Origin of the sequence: Streptomyces sp. NPDC052052, assembly GCF_040680455.1 — a bacterium.
In the GTDB taxonomy this organism is placed as follows: domain Bacteria; phylum Actinomycetota; class Actinomycetes; order Streptomycetales; family Streptomycetaceae; genus Streptomyces.
The window spans coordinates 1-18,077 of sequence record NZ_JBFAWU010000006.1; the positions used below are offsets into that span (position 1 = coordinate 1).

Consider the following 18,077-nt stretch of genomic DNA (forward strand, 5'->3'; position numbering starts at 1 on the left):
TTGGACAGTTCCTTGCCCGCGTCCATCTGGGAGTTGGCTGTCTTCAGATTGACGCCCTGAGCCCGCGCTCCCAGGTCCGGATCCGGCGTCTGTCATGGGGCGGTCACGGTGATCAATACCTTGACGTGTTCCGGCTGCAGCGAGGCGGCGAAGGCCTGTGCCGCGTCTTCCAGCGGGTAGGTGGCGGTGATGATCGCGTCGGTGCCGATGGAGCCGGAGGCGATCAGATCAAGGGCGGTCCGGTAGTCGTCGGAGGTGTACATGAGGGTGCCCTCGATGCGGATTTCGCGGTCCTGGACGAGGTCCAGGCGGATCGGCGTGGGGCCGGGGGCTCCGACGCCGACGACGATGACCCGGCCGCCCTTGGCCACGAGGTCGATGGCCTGGGCCATGGACTGTTCGCGGGCGACGCAGTCGAAGACCACATCGGCCGGACCGTCGAGGACGGCATGGGCCTGCGCGACCAGGTCGGCCGCGTCGGCCGGGAGTGCGCTGTCGGCGCCGAGGCGCACGGCCCGCTCTCGTTTGGTCTCCAGCAGGTCGGTGGCCACGATCCGGGCAGCACCGGCGTGCCGGGCCGCGGCCACGACGAGCAGCCCGATGGGCCCGGCGCCGAGGACGGCTACGGTGCGGCCGGTGAGGTCACCGGTCTTGGCGACGGCGTGGACGGGGGTGGCCAGCGGTTCGACCAGGGCGGCCTGGAGGTCCGACATCGCTTCGGGCACCCGGTGGACGCGGTCGACCGGGATGGTGAAGAAGTCGGCCATGCCGCCGGGGGTCTGGCAACCGAACACCTTCAGCTCACGGCAGATGTTGTAGCGGCCGGAGCGGCACTGGGCGCACTGGCCGCAGTACAGGTTGGGTTCGATGATCACGCGTGTGCCCGGGGCGAAGTCCTCGGCTCCTTCGCCGGCGGCGACAACCACGCCGACCACCTCGTGTCCCGGCCGGTAGGGCAGGTCGATGAAGGGGTGTCGGCCGAGGGCGGCGTGGGTGTCGGATCCGCATACCCCGATGACCGTACTGCGGATCAGGAGTTCGTTGTCTCCGGGCCGGGGTACGGGCACCTCTTCGATGCTGATGTCGTCGATGGCCCGGACGAGCACGCGGCGGTTTCGCTGAGACATGGGGAGGGGACTCCGTTCGGTCCGGGTGGTGTGTGGTGGTGTGCGGTGGAGGGGGCGGCCTGGAATCCGGGCGCAAGCGGCCCGGCGGGGAGGCGAGGGGAGGGGAGGCAGGGAAGGAGGGGCGCCGTTGAATACGGAGGGCGTACCGATGGCCGGCCGTGCGGACCGAGGGTCGGTGGGGCTGTCCCGGCCTTGTGCTGATCGACGCCCCGGCCCCGGTCATCTCCCGAGGCCTCGGTACCAGGCCGCAGAGGCCTCCACCGTGGTGGGAACGACATCGCCGTTGCCGAAACCTCAGCGGCGACGATGCCCTTCCGATCGAGAACTACAACTGCCGTGCCGGCCGGGCTTCCTGTTCCGTTGCGGCCGGGATCTGCTGTGCGGCCTCGATCCGCCGCGCGGCGGTCTCGCGGACCGACGTGATCGTCACGACCAGAGTGATGGCAGCGAGGAGCATCACGTAGAAGGAGGGAGCGAGCCGGTAGCCGGTGGAGGCGATCAGCCAGGTGGCGACGTAGGGGACCGTACCTCCGAACACGGAGACAGCCAGGTTGTACGGGATGGCCATCGCGCCGCTCCTGATCCGAGCGGGGAACTGCTCGGCCATCGCCGCACTCAGCGCGCCGTCGAAGGCCGCGATCAGGAGACCGAGCAGCAGCATGCCGGCGATCGCGGACGCGACGGTGCCGATCGACATCAGGAAGAACGCCGGCCAGATCAACACGACACAGCCGGCACTCCCCGCGATGAGCATCGGCTTGCGGCCCACGCGGTCGGAGAGGGCGCCCATCAACGGCACGGCAGCCGCGGTGATGGCCATGGCGACGGTCGTGACGGTGAAGGCCCCCGTCGTGCTGAAGCCGAGGTCACCACTGAGGTAGCTCGGCAGGAAGGCCACCAGCGCCCAGTGCCCGATCGCCTTGAAGACCAGGACGCCGCACAGCACCAGCATGGGCTTGGCACCCGTGCGGAACGCTTCCTTCGTCGGAGAGTCCGACACCTCTCCGGCGGCCTCCAACTCGCGGAAGGCGGGGGAGTCCTCCAGCTTCACGCGGATGTAGAGGCCGACCAGACCGAGCGGGAGCGCGATGATGAAGGGGATGCGCCAGCCCCAGTCCTTCATCGTGTCGTCGCCGAGCACGGTGATCAACGCGAGGGTGAGTCCGGAACCGGCGACGGACGCGATGAACCCGATCCCGTCCATCCAACTCGTCATGAACCCACGCCGGGTGCGCGGAGAATGCTCGAACAGCAGAGCCACCGCGTTGGACGTCTCGCCACCGGCGCCGAAGCCCTGCACCATCCTGGCGATCACGAGCAGGACAGGGGCGAGCACGCCCACGCTGTCGTAGGTGGGCAGCACGCCCATCGCGAACGTCGAGCCCGAGGTGAGCAGGACGACGATGGCCAGGGTCCGTTGCCGGCCGATGCGGTCTCCGAGCGGTCCGAAGACGAGACCGCCGAGCGGCCGCAGGACGAACCCGATGGCAGAGACGGCGAAGGTGGACAGCAGCGCGGCCGTCGGATTGCCGTCGACGAAGAAGTTCGCGGCGAGAAAGGTGGCCAGCAGCCCGTAGGCCCCGACGTCGTACCACTCGATGAAGTGGCCGATGCCCGCGGCGACGAGAACCTTCCGGGTTTCCGGGGTTATCTTCTGGCTTTCCGTCTCTGCTTCACTGTGCACGGTGTTCCCCTGAGATGTCATGGTGCCGGTGGCGACACGCGGCCGCCCTGCGCCTGGATGGTGCTTTGAACGTCCTTGCTGTCGAGCTGTCGCGGCTGCTTCCCGCCGGTCGCGGCGAGCGCGGCGGCAACCCCCGCGGCCTGGCCCGTCGCCGCACACGTGGCTCCCACACGTGCCGATCCGAGCGCCTCGCGATCCACCGAGATGCACCGGCCGGCCACGAGCAGGCCGTCGGTCTCCTGCGGCAGCAGGGTGCGGTACGGAATCTCGTACGGGAGCGGCACGTACATGGCGTGTACTCCCACCTCACCGGCCGGGTGCACGTCGATCGGCCAGCAGCCGATCGCGATGCCGTCGTCGAACCGTGCGCCGGAACGGATGTCGTCGCCGGTGAGTGTGTACGCCCCGACCAGGCGCCTGGTCTCACGAACGCCGATCTGTGTACTCGTGTGCAGCAGGCGGCCGTTGGTGAACGCCGGGCTGTGCTCGCGCAGGTAGTCGAGCAGCGCGACGGAGTCCCTGCGGCCCTGGATCTCCGCACGGGTGAGATCGTCCGCGACGGACGCGTCGCCGACCACCCGCGTGGTGTTGATCCAGGCGATGTCCTTCTCCATGCCGCCGAACCAGGGGCCGCCGAACGTCGGCAGCTCGCCGCGGGCCCGGGCCGCCCGCATGGCGTCGACGTCGAGGTCGATGTCCTTGCGGGTGGAGGCGACCTGCCCCAGCAGGGGCTCCTTCAGGAGCGTCGCCTCCGGGCCGATGGGGATCCGCACCGGTGTGGCGTGCTCACGGTCCGGATCGGGGGTCACGTTGCCCACCCGGAACGGCATGGTCATCGGCTGAAGCGTGTCGCCCTTCACCCAGTCGGCTCCGGCACCGGCCATGACGTCGCCGTTGCCCGTGCAGTCGATGGTGACCTTGGCGAGGATGGCGCGCCGGCCGTCGACGTTCTCGACGAATATGCCGCGCACGGCTCCGTTCTCGACGATCGGGCGAGCGCCCCAGGTGTGCAGCAGCATGCCGATGCCTTCGGCTTCGACCATGTCGTCGGCGACGCGCTTCATGACCTCCGGGTCGGAGTTCAGCACCCAGCCGTCACCGTCGACGGCGCCACCCTGCTCGGCGGCGCGGGCGAGCCACTCCGCGGGGACTCCTTCCACGCACCGCTGGTAGGGCCGCAGCCAGGAGTTGTAGCCGGCGAGCGTGAGGACCATTCCGGTAGTCCACATCCCGCCGAGAGCGCCGTGCCGTTCCACGAGGAACGTGCTCGCGCCCGCCCGCGCCGCGGCAACGGCGGCGCACACCCCCGCCGGTCCGCCCCCGACGACCAGGACGTCGACATCGGCCACGACCGGGATCTCCCGGGCCTGTTCGTGCACCATCTGCTGTGGGTCTCCCACAGTCGGCATATCCGTTTACCTCTCAGTTCTCTGCATGTCGGTCGTTGCCGCCGGCCGAGGTACGGATCCTCAGTTCCGGCGGGAGAAAGATGGTTGCGGCCGGGGCGGTCGAGCCCTGGATGCGCTCGAAGAGCAGGTCCGCGGCCCGTGCGCCGATCTCGGCGGCCGGCGGGCGGACGCTGGCCAGCGCGGGCTGGAGGTAGGCGGCGAACGGCAGGTCACCGTGCCCGATCACCGCGACATGTGCGGGTACCTCGATGCCCTTCTCGGCCAGTGCGCGGTACAGGCCGAGCGCGAAGTAGTCACTGCCGGTCAGTACTGCCGAGCCCGGTTCGAGCCGGCTCACCAGCTGCTGGGCGCACCGGTAGGCGGCGTCCGGCTCCCACGGCAGCTCCCGCAGGGGCGCTGTCGACGGCGGCACCAAGGTGACGGTGTCGTCCTGCACGGGGAGACCGCGTTCGGCGAGTGCGCGGTGGAAGCCGGCGCGCCGGTCGGCCGCCGAGGAGAACGGAACGTCCTCCTCCAGCGCGTAGAGGTTGGTGGCGCCGGCGTCCAGGAGGTAGGAGGCGGCTTCGTAGGCCCCACGTTCGTGGTCGACTCCTACGAAGTCGCATTCGAAGCCGTCCAGCCGACGGTTGACCAGCACGATCGGCACCCCGGAGTCCTGCAGCCGCTGCCAGTGGTCCGCGCCCTCCTGGACGGGGATGACCACGGCCCCGTCCACCCCCCAGCGCAGGAGCTCCTCCGCCGCGTGCCGCTCCGTCTCCGGGTCCTCCTCGGTCACCATGAGCAGCAGCGAGTAGCCGTTCGCGCGGCAGCGTTCCTCGACGGCGCTGATCAGGAGCGCGTAGAACGGGTTCGCCGGATGGGTGATGACCATGCCGAAGGTCATCGCGGCGCCCGAGACCAGCGACCTGGCCATCGAGTTCGGCACGTAGCCGAGCCGGTCGGCCTCCGCGCGAATGCGCGCTCTCAGCTCCTCGCTGACCGAGTCCTTGCCTGCCAAGGCCCGCGACACGGTCTTCGCGGAGACTCCCAGCGAATCGGCGATCGTCTTGAGCGTCACACGTCCGGAAGCTCGCATTAACGGTCCCTTCATCTGGGGGTAATCGTTGAGGTCAGCGTTTACCTTAAGGAGCGGACCCCCCGTCGTCAACGCTTTCTTTGCGCCGAGGTGAAAGCTGCCGGGGACGTTCCGTGACCCGCCGGCTGCCAGTGCGTCGCCGAGCGGGGGGTGCCGGTGGAGGCCGGAGCTGCCATCGCGGCGCACGGTCTGGTGCTTCGGCCGGACTTCTGCCGACAGCGCCGGTCGACGGCTCGTGGGCGTGGAGGACCCAGCGGGCTGGAACGGGGGACGGCCTCGGGCGGGCCGTCTCAGGAACGTGTGGCCCGGCTTCTTGCAGTGGCGAGGTTGTGGGCAGTCCGCCCGCATGGGCGACGCCCCAACGAAACTGCCGGAAGGGGGACTTGGCGATCTCCTCTTGTGGATCGGGGGCCTTTTCACCTCCAGGGAACCCTGGAGGTGGATGCGGGACCAAGGCCCCTGGGCTCCTTGGCCCTGTGGGTCGCGGAACGGTCGGCAGCCAGGGGCGTGGGTCAGGAAACAACTCCTGGAATGCCGCGCCTCGTGGTGAAGCGCGGCTGCCGACCGCCGCTCTTGAAAAGTCGTGGCTTCCGGGCAGTCGTGATGCGACAATCCGTCCGCAACTTGATCCACATCCGCGTCCCGGAGGTCCGCATGGACATCGCCTCGCTGCTGCCGTTGACCACGTCCCGGTTGTCGCTGCGTCTGTTCACTCCCGGCGACGCCGACGACCTGTACGCCTACCAGAGCCTGCCGAGCGTGGCGCGCTACTTGTACCGGCCGGCGCACACGCGTGAGCGCAGCGAGCAGGTTGCCGCGGAGCGTGCGGCGCAGACGGCCTGGCGCGCCGACGGGGACAAGCTGGCGCTCGCTGTCTGCCGACGCGATGAGCCCGGCGTCCTTGGAGAGGTGAGCCTCACCCTGGCCGATGCCCGCGCCGCCCAGGCCGAGATCGGCTGGACTCTCGACCCGGGTCACGAGGGACACGGCTACGCGACCGAGGCGGCCGCGGCGCTGGCCGGGTTTGCCTTCGACACGCTGGGCGTGCACCGGCTCTACGCACGGCTGGATGTGGAGAACACCGGGTCTGTGCGGGTCTGTGAGCGCCTCGGGATGCGCCGGGAGGCGCACCTGGTCGAGAACGACCTCGACGGGGATCGCTGGGGCAGCGAGTACATCTACGCGGCGCTGTCCGCGGATCTTGGCAGTCGATCAGGCGATTGAGCCCGACGCTGCCTCCTGTTCGTGATCTTCCCTAGGGGGAGTCTGTCTGGTGGGGATGGCCTGTTCGGGGTGGATCCGGCGGCGGTGGTGAAGCCGGAGATCGCACCGACGGGGCGGTGAAGAAGACCTTCCGGGCGTTCGTCTCCGATCAGATGCTGATGCATCCGCTCCCGGGGCCGCCGGGAGGCGACGAGGTCCGCGATGGCCTGCAGGGGTACGTCGTCGGGCACCTCGGCGCGGACGACGGTGTGCTGATCGCCGACGACACCGGCTTCGTGAGGAGGTGCCTCACGTCAGCCGGTGTCGTGGGTTGGCGCTCCGGGACCGCAGCCCGCGCTGAGAGGTGCCGGATCGGCACCCTCGGCCGCCTGCGCCACCGCCCGCGGCCGAGGCGTGCGGGCAGCGCGCACACGTCACCTCAGGCGGGAGCGGCGCAGGTACGCGCATGTGGTGGCCGCGAGGTCAACTACCCGTTAGCCACGTCGTGTTGGTGCGACGAACGCTCGATCGCCGCGGCTCAGAGGTAGCCGAGTTCCTTCGGGTTCGGGTGGAAGAGGTCCTCGTTGGTCGCCTCGACGATCTCGATGATGTAGTTCGAGGAGAACTGGAGGCGGCCCTGCGCGCCCATGATGTTGGGGGTGCGGGGCTGGAGGATCGGCACCCCGAGCTTCTCGACCTGCTCGTACACCGCGTCGATGGAGTCCACCACGTACATCGTGCGGGTGTCCTGGATGAACGTCGGCAGCTTCTTCAGGTTCTCCGGCTCGATGACGACGGCCGACACGTTGCCGAGCACCGACTGCAGGCCTATGACGCCGAGGTTGTGGTACTCGGCGATGTTGAACTTGTACTCCAGGATTCCGTCGAGCAGCGTCAGGTAGTTGTGGACGTACTCGACTTCCTCGCCGGGGGTGAGGAAGAGGCGCTCGTAAGGGCCGCTGACCAGGTGGTCGCGGAACAGGGTGCGGGCGATCTCGGAGGTTTCCTTGTGCGGCGTGCGGGACATGGGGGGCTCCATCCTTCGTGCTTTCTCCGGTGCCGAAGACGCGGCCGGCGGGTTCCGCCCGACCTGGCGGGTCTCGAGGGCCGTACTCCCGGCCCGGGAGGTCCGCGGAACGCACGGGGCGGCGTGGGCGGCAGTGGACCGGTGCGCCTTCGCTATGGGCGGGGTGAAGGCGGCACGCGTATCTCACGGGTGGGAACGGTCGTGCGGTTCACCCTGACCTGCTACCAGCATTACGTGGGTACTCTCAAAATGCAAGTGCGTGGTATACAGGACATATGAGAAACAACGACGACGGTTCACCCGGCACCAGCGCGAGTGAGGACGAGGAGTCGGCGGCCAGGTCCGCTGCGGCGGTGGAGCGCATCCGAGCCCGGAAGGGGGCTGCGACCGTCACCATCGGGGACCTGATCGAGGCGGAGTCGTCGGTCCGGGGCGCCCTGGACACCATCGGCAGCACCTGGGCGATGCTCACGCTGACGAGTCTCAACAGCGGGAACAAGCGGTACAGCCAGATCAAGCGCAGCGTGCCCGCGATCAGTGACCGCATGCTGTCGCAGACTCTGCGCGGATTCGTCCGTGACGGCCTGGCGACCCGAACGGTTCTGCGCACCATCCCCTCGCACGTCGAGTACGAACTGACGGACGTCGGGCGGCAGGTGTGTGCATCGCTGTCCGACCTCCTCTACACGATCATGCGGCTGGCGCCCGACGTGGCGCAGGCCCGCGCCTGCTTCGAGGCCACCGAAGCCGGTCAGGCGGGGCAGTCCGGTCAGAGGGGCCGTTCCGCGCACTGACCTGGCCTGCAGGCCGGTGCGGCGCCCGCTCGCGACTCGAGTCCGGCCGTGCAGATGCCGCCCGACCGGTCCGGGGCGGGGCCGGTCGCATGGGACGCCTCTCGGCCCGTGTCCGCGTCACCGTCCTGAACTGTCCGGGCGCCGACCCTGAAGCCCGTTCTGGCATCGGCCGCTGTTCGGCACCCCTGGGCCGGGCCGCTCGGCCGGCTGCCCATTCATCGTTGTCACCGAAGAAAGGGAATAGTCATGCTCATGATCATCGCGCCTCGTTTCGGCGGTCCCGAGGTCCTGGAAGCAGTCCAGGCGCCGGAACCTTCCGTCCCGGACGGGGGCGTCCTGGTCGAGGTCCGCACGATCGGGCTCAACCCGGTGGACGGCATGATGCGGCGAGGCGAGTTCGGTGGGCAGCCCCCACTGCGGCTCGGCACCGAGTTCGCGGGCGTCGTCCTGCGGGTCGGAAGCCGGGTGAGCGACTTCGCCCCGGGGGATGAGGTGATCGGGTTCGGCACTCTCGGTTCCTACGCCGAACAGGTGGTGGCCGACCCCGCCAACCTGGCCCGCAAGCCCGCGGGCGTCAGCTGGGAGGAGGCCGGCGGGTTGTCCGGCGCCGGACAGACCGCGCTGACGATCCTCGACGCACTCGAACTGCGTACCGGCGAGACGCTGTTGGCCAACGGGGCGAGCGGTGGAGTCGGCACGATGCTGGTGCAGCTCGCACGCCGCCGCGGCATCCAGGTCATCGGCACCGCCGGCGAACGCAACCAGGAGTACCTGGCCGCGCTCGGTGCCACACCGGTCGTGTACGGGGCCGGTCTGGCCGACCGGATAGCGGCTCTCGCCCCCGGGGGCATCGATGCCGCGATCGAGATGAGCGGGTCCGCGGAGGCCGCCCGGGTCTCCCTGGAGGTCGCCCCGCGCAACCGTGTCGCCAGCATCGTCCCCCGCACCGCGCAGCCCTTCGGCATCCCGCTGCTCCAGGTGCGACGCAGCGCGCGGCGGCTGGACGAACTGGCCGCCGCGGTCGCGGACAAGAGCCTCACCGTGACCGTCCAGCAGGTCTTCGACCTGAAGGACGCGGCCGCCGCCCATCGGGTCCTCGACCAGGGCCACACCCGGGGCAAGCTCCTGCTCCGCGCCTCCGCCTGACACGGAACGGCCCGCACCATCTGGCCACCGCCCGTCATTCCCCCACACGCACTGGAGAAACCCCATGAACGTCACCCTCGTCGGCCCCGGAGTCCACGGCACCATGATCGCCGCTCTGCTGGCGCGGCACGGAGTCGGTGTGACGCTGTACCACTACAAGCCCGCGAAGGCCGAGGCCGCCGCGGCCCAGGTTCGCGCGGTTGCCCAGGACCCCTCCCGGGTCGCCGTCGAGAACGACCTGCACCGGGCCGCGGCCGCCTCCGACATTGTCGTCCTCGCCACCCTGTGGGGAGAGGCCCAGCGCCAGGTGATCCAGGAAATCGGCGACGAACTGGCCGGTCGAGTCGTGGTCGACGTCTCCAACCCGCTCGATGTCACCCCCCACGGAATCATCCGCGCCCTGTCGCCGCACCAGTCGTCGGGTGCCTTCGTCGCCGGACTCCTCCCCGAAGGCACCTCGCACGTCAAGGTGTTCAGCTCCATCGGGCCCGACGCGCTGGCCGAGGGAGCCGACCTCGCTGATCCTGCGGTCCTCGCCTACGGCGCGAGCGACGCGCGAGGCAAGAAGGCGGGTGCCGAAATGGTGCGCGCGGTCGGGTGGCGGCCCTGGTTCCTCGGGGACGCGGTACGCAACGCCGTGCGCCTGGAAATCGGCGGCGAGGTCAACGTGTTGCGGGGCAGGCGCGGACGGCTGATCACCGAGGCCGAAGCCGAAGCCGCGTTCGGGCCGGAGGCCACGGACATCTGACGGCGCGAAGAGCTCGGACGGTTCCGGGCGACCACCTCCGTGTGCCGCGGCCGGCCGCCTTCCGGGAGGAGGCGGCCGGCTTCCGTGTACCCGCCCGGCCCCTGGCGCCTCATGTGCGCCAGAGGTTGGTAGGTGTCGCCCGTCAACGGGGCGTGGTGGCCGCCGTGTTCACGATCCCACCGGCCGGTTCAGGTCCCGTGGTTGCAGGTGGGTTGTGCCGTGCCGTAGGCGTAGTGCAGGAAGTCTACGAGATCCTTCTTCCACGCCGCCCAGTCATGGCCGGCGGTGCCGTAGCAGTAGCGGTGCTGGACGCCCTGGGAGGTCAGCGTCGCGTCCAGCCGCGAGGCGTACGCGCCGAGGCCGGGCTCGTCGGTGTTCGCCGTGGAGTACGCGCACGACGCCGGCGCGGGGTTGCTGCCTGTGGCGTACTGCGGGCTGCCGTCCGATGTGGTCGGCAGCGCCGCGCAGCCGCCCGCGTAGAGCGCCAGTTTCTGGTGGTAGGGGGCGTACCCGCCGTCCTCCGCGAACTGGCCGGGGTTGGAGGAGGGCCAGTTGTACACCGGGTTGCCGACGGAGTCGTACGTCGTCGTGTGCTGGCCGAACAGCGCGTCGAGCCGGTAGAGCTTCTGCTCGGTCTCGTTCGTGACGAGCACGCCGTCGACGTACTTGTTCACCCGGAACTTACCGTTGGTCCAGTCGAGCAGCGTGATGGCCGCGCCCGCCTGCCACATCGAGTCGCTGATCTGCTTCTGCGCGAGGTTGGCTCGCAGCTCGATCCCCGGGGACAGAGCACCCGCCACGGAGAACAGGTCCGAGTGGCGTGCCGCGTACCGCAGCGCGCCAAAGCCGCCCATGGAGATCCCGGCGATGCCGCGCGAGGCGCGGACGGCCGAGGTGTTGAAGTTGCTGTCGATCCACGGCAGTAGCTGCTCGATGTGGTACGTCTCCCACTGCGGCGCGAAGTAGCCGTCCGTGCGCCCCGCCCAGTCCGTGTACCAGCCGCTCATCCCGCCCGTGGGCATGACGACGATGCCGTCGTACGGCTGGGGATCCTGCGCGGTGCCTCTCAGCAGAGAGACGATGTCTCCCTTGGTGGTGTACGAGTCGTAGTTGTCGGAGCCGCCGTTGAGCAGATACAGCGAGCGGTAGCCGGTGGTCCGGTCCGGGTCGTAGCCCGGCGGCAGATACACCCGGACGGTGATCTCAGGATTCACGGGACTGATCTGCGGAGTGCCGCCCGACGGCTGGAAGATCGCCGGGGTCGTCATCGTGATGTCCCGCAGGATCGAACCGTCCGACTGCACCGCGTCCGTGACGGCCTTGCAGGTGATGCCGTGCGCGTGCGCCGCCGGGAGGTCCGCACACGCTGCGGCCGCGGCCGCGGGCGGGGTGGCCAGCAGCAGACCGGACAGCAGGCCTCCGACTCCGGCAAGCGTGGCGGCCCACCGGCCCCTGATGGTGCGCGATCTCATCTGTGTACCCCTTGGGTCGGAGCGCTCGGCCTCCGGCGGACGGCCGTTGCCGTGCACGGGGCTGTTGTCATGTCCCGCACCCCGCGCGACGGTAGACGCAACGGTGTGCGACGTAAAGAAGGCCGACGGTACGCGCGCCGGAGACGTCCTGCGGCGACGCCCGGTCCCGGGCTCCGATTGCCCGCCGTTCCCGGCTGGTACTCCAGCCGTAGATCGTGATCTTCATGCCTGAACGGCTTGCCGCCGGTAGTGGCTGGTCTGTGATCGGGCCTGATGGCGGCGTCGCCAGGCGGACCAGCCGGGCCGGTGGGCCGTATCGTGCACGGGCCGGACGACGAGGACGACGAACAGATGCTGGATCTCGTTGCAAGTGAGCGGTATGAGGCCGTCTGGTGTGGGCTTGCGGGCGTGTTCATCTGCTCGGACGGCGACGAGGAAGGCGTGCGCGAGCATGGCCAGAGTGACCCACCGGGACCAGGACAAGTAGCGGCGGACCTGGTGCTCGTCCAGTGCGGCCAGGCCCTTCCCGGCCTGGAAGAACTCCTCCACCCGCCACCTTGATCCAGCGACGCGCACCAGCTCGGCCAGTGGCATGGGGCGGGGCGAATAGCAACGACAGTAGGCGAGTTCACCGGTGGTGCGATTGCGGCGGATCAGTAGCTGACGGCTGCCGGGGGTGGGGTCGGCGAGGTCGATGACGGCCCAGTCGTAGAAGCGGTGGCCCTTCGCCCCGGTCCCTGCGGAGAGCTTCTGCCAGGCCCGCTTGGGTACCTTCGTGGCCAGGGCATCGGCGCGGTACCTCCCTGCGCCGGTGGTGACTTCGTGCGAGCAGGCCACCGCGAGTACGTAGCCGGTGCCGCGTTCCTCCAGCACGGCTCTCAGCGTGGGGTTGCCGCCGTATACCTCGTCGCCCGCGACCCAGGCGGCCTGGTGGCCGGCGTCCAGGAAACGGGCGACCATGCGGGCGGCCAGCTCTGGCTTGGTGGCGAATGACGCCTCCTTGCCGAGTCCGGCGGCAAGGCAGCGGGCAGGGTCGGAGGTCCAGGAACGCGGAACGTATAGTTCCCGGTCCACCGCGGCGTGCCCACGCCGACCGGCGTAGACCAGATAAACAGCGACCTGGGCATTTTCGATCCGCCCGGCGGTGCCGGTGTACTGGCGCTGGACGCCGACCGTGCCGTTGCTCTTCTTCACGTCCCCGGTCTCGTCAACGACCAGCACCGCCTGGTCGTCGTGCACATGGTCCGCCACGTAGCCGCGCACGTCGTCACGGACGGCGTCGGCGTCCCACTTGGCCCGCCCGAACAGGTGCTGCATGCCGTCCGGAGTGGTCTCCCCGGCCCACTCGGCGATCGTCCAGCAGTTCTTGCGCGGTAGGTCCGACAGCAGTCCGAGTACCAACTTCCGTACGCGGCGGCGTGGTTCGACCCGCGCGAACCGACCTGCGATCCGGCCCATCAGGCCGTCGAACGCCTCCTGCCAGCGGGCAGGGTCTACGCTGTGACCCGCGGCCACCGTGTGATCGTTTGTCTTCACACACCGATGATCAACGGTGGCTGCACCCCTGTCGCCTCAGACGCCATCGGCCCCTGCGAACGCGAGGAGACCACCTGTGCAGGCCGCAGCATACGAAGCACTGCTCATCGGGGGCCGCGCCGGAGTCGGCAAGACCACGGTCGGCTGGGAGATCTCCGCGCAGCTGCAAGCCCTACGCATCGCCCACTGCCTGATCGAGGGCGACAACCTGGACCAGGCATTCCCCGCCCCGGCCGACGACCCCGCCCGCACGAAAATGACCGAGGCGAACCTCGCCGCCATCTGGCGCAACTACGCCGCTCTGGGATACCGCAGGCTGATCTACACCAACACCGTCTCCGTTCTGGAACCCGACCTGATCGCCCGCGCCATGGGCGGCACACCCCGCATCACCGCGGTCCTCCTGACCGCCGACGACGCAACCGCCCGGCAGCGCCTGGGCACCCGGGAGATCGGAAGCCAACTCGACGCCCACGTCACCCGGAGCACTGCCATGGCCCAACACCTGGAAGCCGCCGCGCCTCCATGGGTCGCACGAGTACCCACCGACGGCCGCTCCGTCACCGACATCGCACGCGATGCCATCGCGGCAACAAACTGGTCATCCCCATCGGTACAGACCACAGATCACGATCTACGGCTGGAGTACTAGCATCTGCGCATCTGCCATCTGCGCATCTGCGTGCGGCGAGAGGGAGAAATGAAACGTATCGGCCTGATTGGCGGCATGAGTTGGGAGTCGACGGCCGAGTATTACCGGCTCCTCAACGAGTTCACGCGCGACAGGCTCGGCGGTTTTCATTCCGCGCGGTGCGTGCTGTACTCGGTGGATTTCGCGGAGATTGAGGAATTGCAGGTCCAGGGGCGCTGGGAGGAGGCGGGGGAGATCCTTGCCGCCGCCGCTCGCTCCGTGGAGAACGCCGGTGCTGACATGGTGCTGATCTGCACCAACACGATGCACAAGGTCGCCGGCCAGGTGGCGGCGGCCGTGGCGGTCCCGTTGCTGCACCTGGCCGACGCCACAGCGGATGCGGTACGGGCTGCGGGGCTGCGCAAGGTCGGCTTGCTCGGGACGGCGTTCACCATGGAGCAGGATTTCTACCGTGCGCGCCTGGAAACGGGCGGCCTGGAAGTGTGCGTCCCGAATGCCGAGGACCGGGCTCTTGTGCATCGGGTAATTTACGACGAGTTGTGTCTCGGTAGGGTGAGGGGCGAATCGCGCAAGGAGTATCAGCGCGTGATCGGGAACCTCGTCGAGGCGGGCGCCGAGGGCATCATCCTGGGCTGTACGGAAATCGAGCTTCTCATCAAGGCCGAGGACAGCCCCGTGCCCGTCTTCCCGACGACGCGGCTGCACGCGGAGGCGGCCGTCCACGCGGCCCTGGCCCCGTAGTCCCTTCCGCCCGGGACGGTCCCCGTGCGTCCCCCGAGGAGGGGCCGACAGGCCGCGTCGGGGGATGGGCCGGTCCTGCTACGTCTCGCCTCGCGTCCGATGCCGGAGGAACCCGGAGCCGATACGCCCCCGGCGATCACGCGTGATCATCAAGAATGGGACTCCGGCCCCGCGGTAGTCCGTTCTCATACGTCACGAGGCGAGGAGGGCAGACGCTCCGTATCGCCGCCAAAGGGCAGGAACACGGTTCGGGTGCCGAGGAACCAGTCGCCGTCGACCATCTGAAACGTGTCCTCGTAGTGGCCGACGTTCGCGGGGAGCCGCGGCGGGAGCATCCGGCCGGCGTAACCGTCGACGCGGTAGGTCGCCAGATATGACGTCGCCGTCGCCGTCGTTGCGGAGTCCACCGTCACCAGGATGTTCGTCATCATGCGACGCGACAACCGGTCCGCCGGCCGAGAGGCGAAGTACACGCGGAGCGCTTCCCGGCCCTCGATGCGGCGGCCCCCTTGGGGCCACTCCCAGACGCCGTCGGCGGTGAACAGGTCGGCTACCGAACCAGGTTCTCCCAGATCGAGGCGGTGGACGAAGTCGACGATCAGACGTTCGCAGGCTCGCTCCGCGAGCAAGCGGTCCATGGGGTCGAGCGCTTCATCGATCACCTTCAGTTTCTACCAGCCTCCCCTCGATGCGGGACAGCGCTTTTCCGTGCCCCGCGGAGACGGTCCGTCAAGGATGGCATTTGAGGACCGGGGAATCGGCGACGGTTGAACACGCGAACCCGTCAGTGCCCGGCCCGAGAAGTCGGTAGGGTTCACGCCGCGTCGTTTCGTTCCGCTGATGGAAACTGTGTTGACGTAGGTGGAACTTGGCCAGTACACAAGAGGGGTACATCCCTGAACGCCCGCCGGGTCCGCGGAGGACGTCGTCATGCCCGATGCATCATCCTTGCCCGACCCGGTCCGGCGTATCCTGGCCGGCGGTGTCACTGCCACCATGGCTACCGGCGTGCGCGAGCGCGCCCTCGACGCCGCCGGCCGGACCGCAGTCGTCGATGCCGACCGCACCCTGACCTTTGCCGCGGTCCATGAGCGGTCGAACCGGCTCGCCCAGGCGCTGCTCGGTGCCGGGCTGGTGCCCGGTGACCCGGTCGCGGTCCTGCTGGGAAACTGCCTGGAGTACCCCGAGGTGGCCGCCGCCCTGGCCAAGGCCGGGCTGCCGATGGTGCCGCTGGGCATCCGGCAGACCGGACCGGAGATCGCCTGGATCGTCGGGCACAGCGGCGCGCGGGCCCTGATCGTCCAGGACGAACGGGCAGAGGAGGCGCTTGCCGCGGTCTCGGCGAGTGCCGACCGGATCGCCGTCGTACTCACCGTGGGCCGGCCGGGTCCGGGGCGCGCGTACGAGGAGGCGCTCGCCGGTGCGCGTGACCGTGACCCGCTGGTGCCGGTCGGTGGTGACGACGTCTTCTGCATCCAGTACACCTCCGGCACGACCGGTCGCCCCAAGGGGGCGCTGCTCACCCACCGCGGCCGGGCCCTGACCGCGCTGCTCTCGGCGCATGAGTGGGGGCTGGGGGCCGGCCGGACCAGCCTGGCGGTGGCTCCGATGAGCCACGGGGCGGGGTTCATGTTCGGCTACGCGCCGGTCCTGACCGGCGGCACCGTGGTGATGCTGCCCCGCTGGGACCCGGCCCACATGCTCGGCCTGGCCGAGGAGCACCGGGTCCAGTCCGTGTTCCTGGTGCCGACGCATGCACAGACCCTTCGCGCGCTGGGCGAGGACGCACCCTCCCGGTACCGCCTCGACGCGCTCGACACGCTGTACTTCAACGCCGCCGCCCTGCCGGTCCCGCTGAAGGAATGGGTGCTGGACGCGTTTCCGCGCTGCGGGGTGCACGAGCTGTACGGATCCACCGAGGGCGGCGTGGTCACCGACCTGCGGCCGGTGGACGCCCGTCGCAAGGCCGGCTCGGTCGGCCGCGCCTGGTACCTGACCGAGGTCCGTGTGGTCGACGACGACGGCCGCCCCGTGCCGCCCGGTGAGCCCGGTGAGCTGTTCAGCAACTCACCCTTCCTGATGGCGGGTTACCTGGACGACCCCGAGGCCTCCGCCGCGTGCAGGGCCCCGGACGGTGCCGTGTCGGTGGGCGATGTCGCCACCATGGACGACGAGGGATACGTGGCCATCGTCGACCGCAAGAAGGACATGATCGTCTCCGGCGGGCTCAACGTCTACCCGCGTGAGGTGGAGGAGGCGCTCCTCGCCCACCCGGCCGTGGCCGAATGCGCGGTGGCGGGCACGGCCGACCCGGTGTGGGGGGAGCGGGTCACCGCCTTCGTGGTGTGGGCACCCGGCGCGACCCCGGCTCCCGTGGACGACCTCGCCGACTTCCTGCGCCCCCGGTTGGCGGGGTACAAGCTGCCGCGACGGCTCGAGGCCGTGGCCGCCCTTCCGCGCAACTCCGCGGGCAAGGTGCTCAAGCGTGAACTCCGGGACGCGGCAGGCCCTTTCGGGGGCGATCAGGATCCCACTACAGCATGACGAACGAAAGGCGGTGGCGCGGTGCGCCCGCATGTGGAACTCATTCATGAGGACGACTACGTCTGGCACCCGGCCGAACTGCCGGGCGGCACGGGCGAGGTGCGCGAGCGTCGGCTCAGCACCGACGAGGAGGACGGATCCAGCGCGCTCTCCCTGGAGTTCGACACCGACTGGTCGCGCGGAGCGGGTGTGCCCTCCGCGGACACCGAGTTCTTCGTGGTGTCGGGACGGCTGACCTACGGTGACACGCAGTTGGGGCCGGGTGGTTATGTCCAGGTGCCCACCGGGGTGCCGATGGACGCCGTGTCCATCGCCGCAGGAAGCCGGGTGCTGCACTGGCGCGAGTACGGTCCCGCCGACTTCGTCCTCGGCGGTGAGCGTGCCGCCGATGCCGAGGGCGAGGTCACCGTGCACGACTCGGACGCGTTGGAATGGACCGCCGCCCCCACCGTGGGGCCGATCACACCGCTGTACATCAAGCTGCTGCATCGTGACGAGAAGACCGGCTTCTACACCCGGCTGATCCTCGCTCCGAAGGGCTGGACCGACCACCGGCTCGCCCATCACCCCTGCTACGAGGAGTTCTACACCCTCAGTGGGCGTATGACCTACAACTTCGGTGACATCGACCCGGGCACCTACTGCTTTCGCCCGCCCTTCGTGAAGCACGGGCATTTCGTCGCCGAGGAGGACACCACGTGGATCATCCGCTCGGACGGTGAGCTCATCAACTGGTACACCACCGAGGAGTGGATCAACTGGGGCGGTGAGGCGGAGAACTACGAGCCCCACCAGGCGCCGCAGCCCTCCACCATGCCGTTGCGCTCCCGTTCCCGGGGCGAGTGGACCCGCGACGGGATGTGACCACAGCCGGTTGTGACCACAGTCGGTTCGGGTGGTGAACGGTGTGTGCGAGCGC

At 69.4% G+C, this 18,077-nt stretch carries 16 protein-coding genes; 8 read left to right on the top strand and 8 right to left on the bottom strand.

Features of this window, described 5'->3' with window-relative positions; translation table 11 throughout:
- Positions 1–92 precede the first annotated feature (92 nt).
- The 4 genes from AB0L71_RS08785 to AB0L71_RS08800 form a co-directional block, all read right to left on the bottom strand.
- Entirely contained in the window at positions 93–1,127 is a 1,035-nt protein-coding gene (locus AB0L71_RS08785) for an alcohol dehydrogenase catalytic domain-containing protein (RefSeq protein WP_365239813.1), read from the bottom strand.
- Between the two features lie 325 nt (positions 1,128–1,452).
- On the bottom strand, positions 1,453–2,811 hold the full coding sequence (locus AB0L71_RS08790; RefSeq protein ID WP_365239816.1) for an MFS transporter: 1,359 nt from the start codon (positions 2,809–2,811) through the stop codon (positions 1,453–1,455).
- Between the two features lie 17 nt (positions 2,812–2,828).
- Positions 2,829–4,220, bottom strand: coding sequence for an FAD-dependent oxidoreductase (locus AB0L71_RS08795; RefSeq protein ID WP_365239818.1), 1,392 nt, complete (start codon positions 4,218–4,220; stop codon positions 2,829–2,831).
- Between the two features lie 13 nt (positions 4,221–4,233).
- Complete coding sequence (locus AB0L71_RS08800) at positions 4,234–5,277, bottom strand: LacI family DNA-binding transcriptional regulator (protein ID WP_365239820.1); 1,044 nt, start codon at positions 5,275–5,277, stop codon at positions 4,234–4,236.
- Between the two features lie 672 nt (positions 5,278–5,949).
- On the opposite strand from AB0L71_RS08800, the gene AB0L71_RS08805 reads away from it, so the two are divergent.
- Positions 5,950–6,519 carry a GNAT family N-acetyltransferase gene (locus AB0L71_RS08805; protein WP_365240363.1) on the top strand — a complete coding sequence of 190 codons (570 nt, stop codon included), beginning with the start codon at positions 5,950–5,952 and terminating at the stop codon, positions 6,517–6,519.
- Between the two features lie 517 nt (positions 6,520–7,036).
- Here the strand turns inward: AB0L71_RS08805 and AB0L71_RS08810 are convergent.
- Positions 7,037–7,525, bottom strand: a complete 489-nt coding sequence (locus AB0L71_RS08810) for a hypothetical protein (protein WP_365239823.1) — start codon at positions 7,523–7,525, stop codon at positions 7,037–7,039.
- 275 nt (positions 7,526–7,800) lie between these two features.
- Between AB0L71_RS08810 and AB0L71_RS08815 the strand changes: the two genes are divergently transcribed.
- The 3 genes from AB0L71_RS08815 to AB0L71_RS08825 all read left to right on the top strand — a co-directional run bounded on the left by AB0L71_RS08815 (position 7,801) and on the right by AB0L71_RS08825 (position 10,213).
- Positions 7,801–8,319: a helix-turn-helix domain-containing protein gene (locus tag AB0L71_RS08815; RefSeq protein WP_365239825.1), complete on the top strand. Its 519-nt coding sequence runs from the start codon at positions 7,801–7,803 to the stop codon at positions 8,317–8,319.
- Between the two features lie 252 nt (positions 8,320–8,571).
- On the top strand, positions 8,572–9,465 hold the full coding sequence (locus AB0L71_RS08820) for an NADP-dependent oxidoreductase (protein ID WP_365239828.1): 894 nt from the start codon (positions 8,572–8,574) through the stop codon (positions 9,463–9,465).
- A gap of 64 nt (positions 9,466–9,529) precedes the next feature.
- Positions 9,530–10,213, top strand: a complete 684-nt coding sequence (locus AB0L71_RS08825) for an NAD(P)-binding domain-containing protein (RefSeq protein ID WP_365239830.1) — start codon at positions 9,530–9,532, stop codon at positions 10,211–10,213.
- Between the two features lie 188 nt (positions 10,214–10,401).
- On the opposite strand, the gene AB0L71_RS08830 is transcribed toward AB0L71_RS08825, so the two are convergent.
- Entirely contained in the window at positions 10,402–11,685 is a 1,284-nt protein-coding gene (locus AB0L71_RS08830; protein WP_365239832.1) for an alpha/beta hydrolase-fold protein, read from the bottom strand.
- 222 nt (positions 11,686–11,907) lie between these two features.
- Positions 11,908–13,143, bottom strand: coding sequence for an IS701 family transposase (locus tag AB0L71_RS08835; protein WP_365240365.1), 1,236 nt, complete (start codon positions 13,141–13,143; stop codon positions 11,908–11,910).
- Positions 13,144–13,297: 154 nt separating this feature from the next.
- Here AB0L71_RS08835 and AB0L71_RS08840 point away from each other — a divergent pair, with 154 nt between their 5' ends.
- Complete coding sequence (locus tag AB0L71_RS08840) at positions 13,298–13,873, top strand: hypothetical protein (RefSeq protein ID WP_365239834.1); 576 nt, start codon at positions 13,298–13,300, stop codon at positions 13,871–13,873.
- Between the two features lie 48 nt (positions 13,874–13,921).
- The gene (locus AB0L71_RS08845) at positions 13,922–14,614 is read left to right on the top strand and encodes an aspartate/glutamate racemase family protein (protein WP_365239837.1); all 693 of its coding nucleotides are present in this window, start codon (positions 13,922–13,924) and stop codon (positions 14,612–14,614) included.
- Positions 14,615–14,799: 185 nt separating this feature from the next.
- Here the strand turns inward: AB0L71_RS08845 and AB0L71_RS08850 are convergent, their stop codons facing one another.
- Positions 14,800–15,276: a nuclear transport factor 2 family protein gene (locus AB0L71_RS08850; protein ID WP_365239838.1), complete on the bottom strand. Its 477-nt coding sequence runs from the start codon at positions 15,274–15,276 to the stop codon at positions 14,800–14,802.
- Positions 15,277–15,544: 268 nt separating this feature from the next.
- On the opposite strand from AB0L71_RS08850, the gene AB0L71_RS08855 reads away from it, so the two are divergent.
- Together AB0L71_RS08855 and AB0L71_RS08860 are read left to right on the top strand one after the other, a co-directional pair.
- Complete coding sequence (locus AB0L71_RS08855; protein WP_365239840.1) at positions 15,545–17,158, top strand: AMP-binding protein; 1,614 nt, start codon at positions 15,545–15,547, stop codon at positions 17,156–17,158.
- A gap of 33 nt (positions 17,159–17,191) precedes the next feature.
- On the top strand, positions 17,192–18,022 hold the full coding sequence (locus AB0L71_RS08860; protein WP_365239843.1) for a DUF4437 domain-containing protein: 831 nt from the start codon (positions 17,192–17,194) through the stop codon (positions 18,020–18,022).
- The last annotated feature ends 55 nt before the right edge of the window (positions 18,023–18,077 follow it).

Coding starts and splice junctions, on each gene's coding strand:
- AB0L71_RS08785 (WP_365239813.1), bottom strand. CDS start 1,127: ATGTCTCAGCGAAACCGCCGCGTGCTCGTCCGGGCCATCGACGACATC.
- AB0L71_RS08795 (WP_365239818.1), bottom strand. CDS start 4,220: ATGCCGACTGTGGGAGACCCACAGCAGATGGTGCACGAACAGGCCCGG.
- AB0L71_RS08805 (WP_365240363.1), top strand. CDS start 5,950: ATGGACATCGCCTCGCTGCTGCCGTTGACCACGTCCCGGTTGTCGCTG.
- AB0L71_RS08810 (WP_365239823.1), bottom strand. CDS start 7,525: ATGTCCCGCACGCCGCACAAGGAAACCTCCGAGATCGCCCGCACCCTG.
- AB0L71_RS08815 (WP_365239825.1), top strand. CDS start 7,801: ATGAGAAACAACGACGACGGTTCACCCGGCACCAGCGCGAGTGAGGAC.
- AB0L71_RS08820 (WP_365239828.1), top strand. CDS start 8,572: ATGATCATCGCGCCTCGTTTCGGCGGTCCCGAGGTCCTGGAAGCAGTC.
- AB0L71_RS08825 (WP_365239830.1), top strand. CDS start 9,530: ATGAACGTCACCCTCGTCGGCCCCGGAGTCCACGGCACCATGATCGCC.
- AB0L71_RS08830 (WP_365239832.1), bottom strand. CDS start 11,685: ATGAGATCGCGCACCATCAGGGGCCGGTGGGCCGCCACGCTTGCCGGA.
- AB0L71_RS08835 (WP_365240365.1), bottom strand. CDS start 13,143: ATGGGCCGGATCGCAGGTCGGTTCGCGCGGGTCGAACCACGCCGCCGC.
- AB0L71_RS08845 (WP_365239837.1), top strand. CDS start 13,922: ATGAAACGTATCGGCCTGATTGGCGGCATGAGTTGGGAGTCGACGGCC.
- AB0L71_RS08855 (WP_365239840.1), top strand. CDS start 15,545: ATGCCCGATGCATCATCCTTGCCCGACCCGGTCCGGCGTATCCTGGCC.